Below are 11,188 nucleotides of genomic sequence, written 5' to 3'. Positions count from 1 at the left end.
ATGGCTGTTTACGAGATTATTGCTTCGATCTTGCTCATTGTCGCCACCATCCTCGTGGTGGCAACCGTGGTCTCCTTGTGGCGCGCGCCGGATGCCTTGACCCGTGCCAACCTGATGGGCCCGACCGTGGGTTTGGCGGTGCCGCTTATTATCGTCGCCAAGCTCGTGGTGGATTTTGGCCAAGATGGCTTTTCTTTGGGCCTTCTTATCAAAGGCCTCATCGCCTGCTTCGGCGTGTGGATTATCGGCTCGGTGGGCTCGTTCTACCTGGGCCGTTCCATCTATGGCGTTGCGGTTACTGACGTCAAGCACGCCAAACACAATAATGAGAAAATCCAGACCGTCTATGCAGATGAAGACGAAATCTAGGGTTATTCTTTCCTCATGAGTAACGCGGGTGCGTACCTTCTCCAAGGAGGGGTGCGGCCCGCGCTTCTTTTGCGCTGCCGCGGTGCTTAGCGCAGCGGGGAGCCAGCCGTAATTTGCCGATTGCCACCGTAATTCGGGCACATTCGGAAGTTGGGCGGGGCTAGACTGGAATGCAGCATATCCGCGCCAGGTTTGGCCGCTGAATTTTACTTTTCTTCAGGAGGATTAAATGAAACTTATTACCGCCATTGTGAAGCCGTTTACTCTGCCGGATATCCGGGAGGCATTAAAACAGCAGGATGTCCACGGCCTTACCGTGACCGAAAGCCAGGGCTTTGGGCAGCAGAGCGGGCACAGCGAGGTCTACCGCGGTGCGGAGTACGCCACGGACTTTGTGCCCAAGGTGAAGCTGGAGGTTTTGACCGCTGATGACCAGGTGGAAGACCTCATTGACGCCATCGTGGATGCCGCTTATACCGGCAAGATTGGCGATGGCAAGATTTGGATTACCCCGGTAGAAGACGTCATCCGCATCCGCACCGGGGAGCGCGGCGAGACCGCTCTGTAATTACAGATGGTGGCAGCATCCGCTCTTCGCAGCGAGGCTTATGCAGCGGCGGTGCGCATACTCCAGGGTTTGGACCTGCCGCCGCACACGGCGCTAGCAGCAACCGGCTCTGTGGCCCGGCAGGAGATGACTCCCTATTCCGATATTGATGTCATCCTGATTTTCCCGGAGGACCACGAGCCAGACCCCAGCCAGGTAGAAAAATTGTGGTACCCGGTGTGGGATGCCAAGTATCGGTTGGACTTTGCCCTGCGTACCCCGCAGGAGTGCGCGGAGATTGCCCTGCAGGATGCCTCGGCTGGCTTCGCTCAATTGGATCTGACGTATATCGCAGGCGATAAGCCGCTTGTCGATGACGCCCGTCAGCGCCTCCTGCACGCGTGGCGGCGGCAGCTGCAGCGGGGCTTTGATAGCTTCGTCGATATCGCCATTGCCCGGTGGAACCGCTCCGGCGCCGTCGCCACCATGACCAACCCAGACTTAAAAAACGGGCGTGGGGGATTGCGCGATATTCAGCTCCTGCGCGCTTTAGCCCTGGGCAACCTATGTGATCTGCCCGCGCTGGAGGAAGAGCGGCGGCTGCTACTCGATGCCCGGACCCTGCTGCACGTCAAGGCTCGCCGCCACCGCGATATTTTGGATCCGGACTTTGCCGCAGATGTTGCTGATGAATTGGGCTTTAGCAGCCGCTATGAGCTCACCGCGGCGTTGGTTACTGCGGCCTCTGCGGTCGACGAGGCGGTAGAGCGTAGCTTGGCCACAGCCCGCGGCGTTTTGGGTAGCCGCAGCGCTGGTCCGGCGCAGGGGCGAGACCGCGTGCGACGTCCCCTCGACGTGGACGTCGTGGCCGATGGCGCCGTTATCTCCCTGGCCCGCACACCCAATTGTGAAGATCCATGGTTATTGACCCGCGTTGCGGCGGCCGCGGCGCGGACGGGCTATTCCGTCTCGGCGGCGACGTGGCGAGCACTGCAAGAGCTGCCGCCCCTGCCGGAGCGATGGCCGCGGGCGGCCGTCGATGACTTTTTCGCCATCTTGTCCTCGCCGGCCCATACCCCACGGGTGATTGCAGAATTGGATCGCTATGGGCTGTGGGAGCGTTTAGTCCCCGAATGGGGCCATGTGCGCGGATTACTGCCCAGAGAACGCAGCCACATGCATTCCGTTGATTATCACTTGGTTGCCACCGTGACGCGCTGCGCCGAGGTGCGCACATCGGTGGCCCGCCCAGATCTCCTCCTCTTGGCTGCGTTGTATCACGATTTGGGCAAGGGTCATGACCGCCCGCACGAGCAGGTAGGGGCAGAGCTGGTGGCGCGGCAGGCCGCGCGCATGCGGTTTAATCTTGCAGATATTTCCCGCGTGCAAACCGTGGTGGCAGAGCATACGAGCCTGGCGCGATTGGCGGCCACGATGGATCCGCGCTCGGATGCCGCGCGCGATGCCCTATTAAACGCCTGCCATTATGACCAATTGACCATTTCGCTGCTTGCGACCTTGTCCAAGGCGGATGCCTTATCGACGGGCCCTGGGGTCTGGTCCGCCCGCACCGCGCAGGCGCAGGGCCTTATCGTGGCCCGCGCTTTGGAAGCGAATAAGCCTCGCATAGTCACCCGCCCTTTAGTTCGCGTTCCCCAGGACGATTACGGGGTAGGCCTGGCGGTCGATTGGCAAGAGGAAGTGGTCACCGTAACTTGGTCCGGCGCCAATAAGGCAGAGTTTAAGCGCATTTTTGCGCTGATTTCCGCCTTGGGGTGGACGATTGTGCGGGCCAATTTCGTACAAGGTGATGCTGGTAGCTATCAGGCGGAGTTTGTCATCCGTACCGTGCAAAAGACGCTCACAGAGGCCGCGGAACCGGATAGGTTTATCCAGTCCTATAATTCGCGTACGTACACAGAGCTTCCCGATATCGTAGGTGAGCCCACGACGGCGGCGTTTAACGTGGGCGGAATCTTAGAGATTCGCACCGTGGAGAGAATAGGTGCATTGGGTTATTTGGTGGAGTCATTGCCGGAGTTTATGTGGCTGCGCCATGAGATCCTGGGTGCCACGATGATTGTGCACGTTTTCTTTGGCGCTTCGGTTTCTCGCGCCCAGTTGGTGGGGAATGTGACCAGGGCCCTGGCTAGGGACTAAGATTGAATAATTGAACTTTAGATCGATCTAATTTAAGGGAGCGCATCCGTAGTGTTTGACTCACTATCAGACCGCCTACAGTCAGCCCTGGCGGGCCTGCGCGGCAAGGGCAAATTAACTGAGGCGGATATCAACGCCACGACTCGTGAGATTCGTTTGGCATTGCTGGAAGCTGACGTTTCTCTGACGGTGGTGCGCGGGTTTATCAAGCGCATCAAGGAACGCGCCCGCGGCGCGGAAGTCTCTGAGGCGCTCAACCCCGCCCAACAGGTGGTCAAGATCGTCAATGAGGAACTCATTGAGATCCTTGGCGGCGAAACCCGCCGGTTGAACCTGGCCAAGAATCCTCCGACCGTCATCATGCTGGCCGGTCTGCAGGGTGCTGGTAAAACCACCCTGGCCGGTAAATTGGCCAAGCACCTCACGAAGCAGGGGCACACCCCCATGCTCGTGGCCTGTGACTTGCAGCGCCCAGGCGCTGTGCAGCAGCTGCAGATCGTCGGCGAGCGCGCGGAGGTCCCGACCTTCGCCCCGGACCCAGGTACCTCCCTGGATTCCAATGACCACGAGATGGGTACCTCGCACGGGGACCCGGTGGACGTCGCCAAGCGCGGTATTGCTGAGGCAAAGCAGAAGCAGCACGATGTGGTCATCATCGATACCGCCGGCCGGCTGGGCATCGATGAAACCCTGATGACGCAGGCGCGCAATATCCGCGATGCCGTCAACCCGGATGAAGTCCTCTTCGTCATCGATTCCATGATTGGTCAAGACGCCGTGCAAACGGCGGAGGCCTTCCGCGATGGCGTGGACTTTACCGGCGTGGTTCTCACGAAGCTGGATGGTGACGCCCGCGGTGGTGCAGCGCTGTCCATTCGTGAGGTGACCGGCAAACCAATTTTGTATGCCTCTACCGGTGAGAAGCTCGATGATTTCGATGTCTTCCACCCAGAGCGCATGTCCAGCCGCATCCTGGGCATGGGTGACCTGCTCTCCCTGATTGAGCAGGCGGAAGCCACCTTGGACCACCAGAAGGCCGAGGAAGCAGCCTCCAAGCTGGGCTCCGGCGAGCTCACGCTGAATGACTTCCTTGATCAGATGCTGATGATCCGCAAGATGGGTCCGATTGGCAACCTGCTGAAGATGATGCCTGGCGGCAAGCAGATGAATGAGATGGCCGCCATGGTGGATGAAAAGCAGCTGGACCGCATCCAGGCGATCATCCGCGGTATGACCCCAGAAGAACGCGAGAACCCAAAGATTCTGAACGCGTCGCGCCGCAAGCGCATCGCCAATGGTTCTGGTGTGAGCGTGTCCGAGGTCAACCAGCTCATCGAGCGCTTCAACCAGGCCAAGAAGATGATGTCCAAGATGGCCGGGCAATTTGGCATGGGCGGTGGCGGTCGCTCTGCCACCAAGAAGAAGCCCAAGGGCCGCAAGGGCAAAAACGGCAAGCGCAAGAAGGGCAAGGGCGGCGGTGGCAACCGCGGCCCCAAGATGCCGGGCGGTATGCCGGGCATGGGCGGCGGGATGCCGTCGATGGAAGAGCTACAGCAGCTGCAGCAGCAAATGGGCGGCGCCGGCGGTGCCGGTGGCCTCGGCGGTGGAAAGATCCCCGGCATGCCCAAGATGCCGAAAGGCATGGAGAATATCGACCTCGATAACCTCAACTTTGGCAAGGGCAAAAAGTAGCCGCGCAGAGTCATAAATAAAAGGTGGCCCATTACTTCGCAGGTAATGGGCCACCTTTGTGCGTGCCATCGCGCGGGAGCGTTTACACCGGATCGTTTTCCGGGGTATTGGGATACGGCACTGGGTTGGCGCGCCGCGTGCCACCGGTGGTGGGGGCAGCCGGCGATTCCTCTAGTGCTGCCTCCGCCTCTTCGGGGGAGATTTCCGGTGCCTCTTGCTGGACCTTTTCGCCGTTCAAGAAGGGCGTAAGGGCTTCTCGGATCATCGGTATCGCGGAATCCGCGAAGGCATTGGTGATGTGGTGCATATCGCGGTAGACCATGGTGTTGCCAATGACCACCGGGCAATCGCCGTTAGCATCGCAGAACCACGGCGCGGTATCGAGGGACAGCATGTTCTCGTACTGCGATAGGACTACAGCGCCTGGATCATAAGGTTGATAGACCTGCTCGAATCGCATGCCACAGCCCACAGCATCCTCGTTGGCTACATAGCACTCATCGAATTCGCGCGGCTCCCCGTCTTCATCGAATCCCCACGGGTTATCGCGGAAGCCCAGGAAGGGGATATCGCGCTTGGACAGCTCATCCCAGAAGGCTTGGTAGCCGGCGGGGACCGCATCGGGGCCATGCCCATATTCGTTTTGCGGGCGGGTGGTATTGGAGATAACCAGCGCTGGGTGGGCCTCGGCAATGCGGTCCATGACCAGCTCGCCCCACTCGGCGCACTCGGGGCTGACCGTGACGTCATCGCCAAGCTCGATGGGGCAGCCTTGGCGCAGGAGGGGGACCAGCTTGAAGCCCATCTCGCGGCCCAAGTGGTCGAGGGCAGAGGAGTATTGCTCCGCGTGGGATCCTCCCACCAAATAGACTTCTTTTTCGGAATTGGTATCGCCGAAAATGCACGGCGTCTTGCCGTCCCTGCGCGTTTCAAAGAAGAAATCGGCGGGCTGGCTATCGGGAACAAAGCACCAGTTTGCGGCGACCGGCGGCTGGATGCCCCCGGCCACGATGGGATCAGGTTTGATCTCTACGCCATCTGGTGGGGTGATGTCATTAATGAACGTGGTGGCACCCGGATATTGCTTGGGGTTGAGAATCTCCGCATCGGCGATATTCAGCGTGCGCAGCCACAGCGGCTGAATGAGAAGCAGTGCGGTGACACAGCTGGCGACCACGACACCGCCGATGGCCCGACCGGCCCCAGCACGGGTGGATAGGCCGGAGAGAGCCTTGTGGGCTGGAAGGTCCTCTGCCAAGGGGCGCTTGCGGTGCTGGCGCAAGGGGCGCTCGATGAAGCGGTGCGTGGCATCGGCAAGCAGCAGGGAGATGGCAATGATAATGATGCCCAGCCACCACGGCGGGGTTTGCTGACCCAAGTACGAGGTGGACAAAATGAGCAGCGGCCAGTGCCAGAGGTATAGCGGATAGGCGACATCGCCTAGCCAACGCGCCTTTCCAGAAGCCATGGCCTTGGAGATCTTGCCGCCACCGCCCAAGATGATGAGCACGGCGCCGCCCAGAGGCAACAGCGATAGCGGACCTGGATAGGCGGTGGTCTCTGCGATGATGGCGCCGGTAAAGACCAACATGAAAAGGCCGAGGCCGGTAAATAGGTCATAAAAACGGGCCGGAATCTTCCAGGCGGAGCCGTAAATAGCAAGTACCGCGCCGAGGGTCAGCTCCCAGGCGCGCGACCACGTGGAGTAGTAGTTCTCCGGCGTTCCGTGCAGCCCATGGCGCGAGGCATAGGCAAAGGAAGCGATGGTCACCACGATGAGAATGGGACCGGCAATCTGGTTGACCGTGGGGAAGCGGCTGGTGCGCAACGAGGACTCCTGCGGGCGCAGTTTCATTATCGCGGCCAGAATGAGGGCGAAAGCAATGCCCATCAGGTAAAACTGGCCCTGCACGGACATCGACCACATATGCTGCAGCGGGGAAGTATCGGCGGCGGCCGCGGTGTAGTCGGCGTTTTGGCGGGCCAGCTCCCAGTTCTGGTAGTACAGCATGGTTGCCGTGATTTGCTGGGTAAATTCAGTGCGCATGAGCTGCGGGGTGAAAAGGCGCACCAAGATATACGTCACACCGATGACCAAAACGAGGCTTGGCACCAAGCGGCGCAACGTGCGCCAGATTGGCCACCAGGGGTTCAAAGATGCGTTGGGCTTGCCGGCATAGCGCAGCTGGGAGCCTAAGAAGAAGTAACCGGAAAGCAGTAAGAAGACATCCACGCCGCCAGAGACACGACCGACAAAGACGTGGTAGATAACTACGAGGCCAATTGCGATACCGCGCAGACCGTCGAGGTCATAGCGATATCGAAAGTTGCGTGGGGAATCTGTTGTCATAAAACGTCATTTCGTGCGCTTGTCCGTGGGAGGCACAAACGCGGCGTACTTTTAAGCCTTCAGGGTCAAAGGATTGCATTCGGCTCATAAGGGTACTCTTTAAAGGTCTCGGAAGCATAACGAGCCCAGGCTAAGCGTAGGGAAGCGGAGATTTTAAAATACTGCCTGCACACGCTAAAATGGTTCAGGTTATCGCAGCGGTGCGAATTGCTGCTGATAATGAGACGTTTCATTCTGCGTAACACCGTTCCCGTCTACGGTCGGCCGGTACGTCACGCGCAGATAAAATCCAAGGGTTGAACCGGCGCGCTAAAAGGCGCGTGTCTGAACTGCCCAGTGACTAGAAAAGGAGCCATCATGGCTGTCAAAATTAAACTGCAGCGCGTAGGTAAGATCCGCGCCGCTGAATACCGCGTAGTTATCGCTGATGCTCGTACCCGCCGCAGCGGCAAGGTCATCGAGAACATCGGCATCTACCACCCGAAGGAAGAGCCTTCCCTCATCAAGATCGACTCCGAGCGCGCACAGCACTGGTTGTCCGTTGGTGCACAGCCCACCGAGCCGGTCTTGGCACTGCTGAAGGTCACCGGTGACTGGCAGAAGCACAAGGGCCTGCCGGGCGCAGAGGGCACCCTGAAGGTTGCTGAGGAGAAGAAGTCCAAGCTGGACCTCTTCAACGAGGCATTGGCTGAGGCTAATAACGGCCCAACCATCGAGGCCATCACCGAAAAGAAGAAGGCCAAGGAAGAAGCAAAGAAGAAGAAGGAAGCTGAAGAGGCTGCTGCAGCTGAGGCTGCCGCTGCTGCTGCCGGCGAAGCAGACGCTGAAGCAGAAGCTTCTGAGGAGTCCGCAGAGTAATCTGCTCGGGTTTCTAGCGCCCTCTACCAATAAGAGGGCGCTTGCATAAACTTCATCCCCCACCTGCCATCGTTGCATTGACATACGGTGGCGAGTGGGGGACTTTGCGCGCTTGGCCAGCGCGCGGCCGCCGCAGGCTAGTGCCTAATGCTCCCCATCGTGTGGGCGCAACTGGGGGTAATTGCCATATACATCGTCCGGATCTTCAAAGTCCATTCCGCGCAGGCTGCCTGCGACGACGGGCTTGAAAAGCTTATAGATTTCTTCCCGCGGCAGCTTGGACAGGGGGCCGTCAATGGCAAGCACGGTAAACCCGTGGACGGCGGACCAGGACAGCAAGCTATTGTGCAGGAAGTATTCTTTCTTGGGCGTTTGGCCTAGGGCCTGCGCATGGCGCGCCAAGAGATCGAAGTAGCGCTGAATCAGGTTCAGGTGTTCGCTTTTTGGATCATCGGGGGTTGACGGGTCCACGCCGAGCATAAAGCGCAGCGCCTTCCACTCCAGCATGCAGCGGAAGAAATTCGTTTCATCCAGGGCGAAGTCGAGGTAGGCAAAACCTATCTGCACGAGGTGATCGGGGAAGGCAAGGTCACCAGCTTCATTGGTGGTGCGGTGCAGGCGGCGCACGAGCTCATCGGTGGCGAGTTCGGCTACCTTATCGTGTAGCTCTTCCTGGTCCTTAAAATGCCGGTAAGCGGACGTAGGGGGCACTCCTGCCGCGCGGGTGACGGCGCGGATGGTGATAGCCTCGGGGCCTTTTTCTTTGCCTAATTGCACGGCGATGCGGAGCAGCTCGTCGTGGAGGTTTCCGTGGTGATAAGGCTTGTTATGAGACTGCGTTGTATCCAAAATCTGTCCTAACCGTGTGTGTATTTCAATTAGCCCGTAAGCATCGTTAAAAGCATCAGTGCAGGCTGCGCGTCCGCCTGTTGTGCGGGCGAATCCGAATCCATCTCCGGCAGGGGCGCGGCAACGCTATGTACTGTATAAGCCGGCAAGTGCACCATATTACCCGGGGATAGGGTGACCGTTTTCTCCCCACAGGTGAAATTCACTTCACCGCGTATTGCCTGCACGATAATCGGGTGGGCGGCCTTGTGATCCGGCAAGGTTTGACCAGGGGCAAAACTAAAAAGGATGAGGTTGGCGCGCTCACCGTTTAAGACCCGCTTGACCCCTGGGCGCTTGCGTTCAGGATCGGTGGGCGGTGCCAAGGCCACCAGATCAAGGTCAATCAAGGGCGAGTGTGACGCCTCCTGGTGCGCACTGCTTTGTTCGGAAGAAGGGTTAGGTGAGTCGTTCATGACTCAAGCCTAATGCTTGGCGGCGGGATTGTGGGGAACGTGGCAGGAGATAAAGGCAACGGGGTGCATGCGGTAAACTCTGCGCCATGGAATTGATGATTGGGCGCGTCATTAAGTCGCACGGTATCAAGGGAGAAGTGGTGGTAGAGCCCACCACCGATGAGCCCGAGGTGCGCTTTGCGGTGGGAGAAAAACTGCAGGGCAGACAGGGCCGCAAGGAGCACGAATTGACCATCTCTGCGGTGCGCAGCCACAAGGGCAGGCTTTTGGTGACGTGCAAGGAAATTGCCGATCGCACCCAAGCGGATAGCCTGCGCGGCACCCAATTTTTCGCCGCCCCATTAGAAGATGATGACGAGGGCTTTTATGATCACGAGCTCGAAGGCCTGCGCGTTATCCGCGACGGGGAAGATATCGGAGCTGTGGTTTCCGTCGTGCACGGGCCTAGCCAAGACCTCTTGGAGGTTGAGCTGGCTTCGGGCAGCTCCGCCTTGGTTCCCTTTGTCCATGCCATCGTCCCAGAGGTCGATGTGGAAGCCGGCACGTGCACCATCGAACCCCCGGAAGGGCTGTTGGACCTATGAGGCTCGATGTCGTGACCATCTTTCCGGAATACCTGCAGCCGCTGCGCCACGCCCTTTTGGGCAAGGCCATCGAGCAGGGCCGCCTTGAGGTGGGCGTGCACGATCTGCGGCAGTGGGCCACGGATGCGCATAAATCGGTCGATGACTCGCCCTTTGGCGGCGGCCCAGGAATGGTTATGAAGCCTGAGGTATGGGGCCCTGCGCTTGACGATGTCGCACTCGGGACCACCGCGCCCACCCTCGAGTCCTCGCTACCGCACCTCAACCGCCCGCGCCACGATGAAGTAGAAGGCGTCGAAGCTCGGGCCTATGGCGCCGATGCGGCGCACGAGGAGCACGAGGACGCCAGTGAGGATGGCGATCTCCCGCTGCTGCTGGTGCCCACCCCGGCTGGGGCGCCGTTTACCCAAGCGGATGCGCGGGCATGGTCTACCGAGGAGCATATTGTTTTTGCCTGTGGGCGTTACGAGGGCATCGACCAGCGCGTGGTTGAAGATGCAAAGAAGCGCTACCGCGTTCGGGAGGTATCCATCGGGGACTATGTGCTCATCGGCGGGGAGGTCGCCGTATTGGTGATTGCAGAAGCCGTCGTCCGCCTTATCCCCGGGGTATTGGGCAATAAGCGCTCGCATGAGGAGGATTCCTTTTCTGATGGCCTGTTAGAGGGACCGAGCTATACCAAGCCGCGGGAGTGGCGCGGGCTTGCGGTGCCGGAGGTTTTGACGTCTGGAAACCATGGGCTGGTAGATAGGTGGCGCAGGGAACAAGCATTAGAGCGCACGTGGCAGCGTCGCCCGGAGTTATTGGACCAGGTGGAGTTGAGCAAGGCGGATAAAGCGTATGTAGCGAACTTGCGCGCACGCGAATCTGAAGGCAAGGGGAAATAATGCAGGTGAGCGTGGATCTTTCTGTGCTGATGACCCAGGAAGAATGGGAAGGATGCCAGGAAGATATGCCGCAGAAATTACGCGATGCAGGTCTTACGCCGGTAAATATTTTTGCCACTGTGGTTGCCCCATCGGCGCCGAAAGATAGCCCATTGGCTCAAGAATATGCCTTCAGCAATGGAACCGCGGCGGAAGGAACGCCGCTGTGGCGGGTCATCGTCAATGGCGATACCGCAGCAGCCCTGCCTTCCGTCGCGCCGGTGGTTGCTGAGTGCCTACCGCCCACCGCGGCGTGGTTGGGGAGCACGGAAATCGGCCATACCGAATTCGCGTGGTCGGCCGAGCCCGTATGGAGCGCAGAATCCTCCGAAGAAATTTAAGAAAAGCTCTCTAGAAAAACGTGTATCGATGCTGGGTAGTGCTACTGTAAGTGCAGC

Annotated in this window: 11 protein-coding genes; 8 read left to right on the top strand and 3 right to left on the bottom strand. The window is 59.3% G+C overall.

The window, feature by feature from the left end; genetic code table 11:
* The 4 genes from HMPREF1287_RS04110 (at position 1) to ffh (ending at position 4,768) form a co-directional block, all read left to right on the top strand.
* Complete coding sequence (locus tag HMPREF1287_RS04110; protein ID WP_005278614.1) at positions 1-369, top strand: Na+/H+ antiporter subunit G; 369 nt, start codon at positions 1-3, stop codon at positions 367-369.
* Positions 370-598: 229 nt separating this feature from the next.
* A complete protein-coding gene (locus HMPREF1287_RS04105; RefSeq protein ID WP_005278617.1) occupies positions 599-937 on the top strand; it encodes a P-II family nitrogen regulator in 339 nt (112 codons plus the stop codon).
* 6 nt (positions 938-943) lie between these two features.
* Positions 944-3,076, top strand: a complete 2,133-nt coding sequence (locus tag HMPREF1287_RS04100; RefSeq protein WP_023017294.1) for a [protein-PII] uridylyltransferase — start codon at positions 944-946, stop codon at positions 3,074-3,076.
* A 51-nt stretch (positions 3,077-3,127) separates the two neighbouring features.
* Positions 3,128-4,768, top strand: coding sequence for a signal recognition particle protein (ffh, locus tag HMPREF1287_RS04095; protein WP_005278622.1), 1,641 nt, complete (start codon positions 3,128-3,130; stop codon positions 4,766-4,768).
* An 82-nt stretch (positions 4,769-4,850) separates the two neighbouring features.
* Here ffh and HMPREF1287_RS04090 read toward each other — a convergent pair whose 3' ends face one another.
* Positions 4,851-7,118 carry an acyltransferase family protein gene (locus HMPREF1287_RS04090; protein WP_023017295.1) on the bottom strand — a complete coding sequence of 756 codons (2,268 nt, stop codon included), beginning with the start codon at positions 7,116-7,118 and terminating at the stop codon, positions 4,851-4,853.
* A gap of 357 nt (positions 7,119-7,475) precedes the next feature.
* Between HMPREF1287_RS04090 and rpsP the strand changes: the two genes are divergently transcribed.
* The gene (gene rpsP, locus HMPREF1287_RS04085; protein ID WP_005283672.1) at positions 7,476-7,976 is read left to right on the top strand and encodes a 30S ribosomal protein S16; all 501 of its coding nucleotides are present in this window, start codon (positions 7,476-7,478) and stop codon (positions 7,974-7,976) included.
* Between the two features lie 144 nt (positions 7,977-8,120).
* Here rpsP and HMPREF1287_RS04080 read toward each other — a convergent pair whose 3' ends face one another.
* Both HMPREF1287_RS04080 and HMPREF1287_RS04075 read right to left on the bottom strand, forming a co-directional pair.
* A complete protein-coding gene (locus HMPREF1287_RS04080; protein WP_023017296.1) occupies positions 8,121-8,825 on the bottom strand; it encodes a TetR/AcrR family transcriptional regulator in 705 nt (234 codons plus the stop codon).
* 29 nt (positions 8,826-8,854) lie between these two features.
* Positions 8,855-9,280: a cupin domain-containing protein gene (locus tag HMPREF1287_RS04075; RefSeq protein ID WP_023017297.1), complete on the bottom strand. Its 426-nt coding sequence runs from the start codon at positions 9,278-9,280 to the stop codon at positions 8,855-8,857.
* Between the two features lie 86 nt (positions 9,281-9,366).
* Here HMPREF1287_RS04075 and rimM point away from each other — a divergent pair, with 86 nt between their 5' ends.
* From rimM to HMPREF1287_RS04060, 3 genes are read left to right on the top strand one after another with little or no spacing between them, the layout of a single operon-like run.
* Entirely contained in the window at positions 9,367-9,864 is a 498-nt protein-coding gene (gene rimM / locus HMPREF1287_RS04070; RefSeq protein WP_034654099.1) for a ribosome maturation factor RimM, read from the top strand.
* Positions 9,861-10,751: a tRNA (guanosine(37)-N1)-methyltransferase TrmD gene (trmD, locus tag HMPREF1287_RS04065; RefSeq protein WP_023017299.1), complete on the top strand. Its 891-nt coding sequence runs from the start codon at positions 9,861-9,863 to the stop codon at positions 10,749-10,751. The genes rimM and trmD overlap by 4 nt, the downstream gene beginning before the upstream one ends.
* Positions 10,751-11,131 carry a hypothetical protein gene (locus HMPREF1287_RS04060; protein ID WP_023017300.1) on the top strand — a complete coding sequence of 127 codons (381 nt, stop codon included), beginning with the start codon at positions 10,751-10,753 and terminating at the stop codon, positions 11,129-11,131. Before trmD ends, HMPREF1287_RS04060 begins: the two co-directional genes overlap by 1 nt.
* Positions 11,132-11,188 lie beyond the last annotated feature (57 nt).

Origin of the sequence: Corynebacterium sp. KPL1986, assembly GCF_000477975.1 — a bacterium.
GTDB classification, from domain to species: Bacteria; Actinomycetota; Actinomycetes; order Mycobacteriales; family Mycobacteriaceae; genus Corynebacterium; species Corynebacterium accolens.
Note: the sequence above shows the minus strand (reverse complement) of the source record. Positions and strands in the feature narration are given on the sequence as shown.

Coding starts and splice junctions, on each gene's coding strand:
- HMPREF1287_RS04110 (WP_005278614.1), top strand. CDS start 1: ATGGCTGTTTACGAGATTATTGCTTCGATCTTGCTCATTGTCGCCACC.
- HMPREF1287_RS04105 (WP_005278617.1), top strand. CDS start 599: ATGAAACTTATTACCGCCATTGTGAAGCCGTTTACTCTGCCGGATATC.
- HMPREF1287_RS04100 (WP_023017294.1), top strand. CDS start 944: ATGGTGGCAGCATCCGCTCTTCGCAGCGAGGCTTATGCAGCGGCGGTG.
- HMPREF1287_RS04090 (WP_023017295.1), bottom strand. CDS start 7,118: ATGACAACAGATTCCCCACGCAACTTTCGATATCGCTATGACCTCGAC.
- rpsP (WP_005283672.1), top strand. CDS start 7,476: ATGGCTGTCAAAATTAAACTGCAGCGCGTAGGTAAGATCCGCGCCGCT.
- HMPREF1287_RS04075 (WP_023017297.1), bottom strand. CDS start 9,280: ATGAACGACTCACCTAACCCTTCTTCCGAACAAAGCAGTGCGCACCAG.
- rimM (WP_034654099.1), top strand. CDS start 9,367: ATGGAATTGATGATTGGGCGCGTCATTAAGTCGCACGGTATCAAGGGA.
- trmD (WP_023017299.1), top strand. CDS start 9,861: ATGAGGCTCGATGTCGTGACCATCTTTCCGGAATACCTGCAGCCGCTG.
- HMPREF1287_RS04060 (WP_023017300.1), top strand. CDS start 10,751: ATGCAGGTGAGCGTGGATCTTTCTGTGCTGATGACCCAGGAAGAATGG.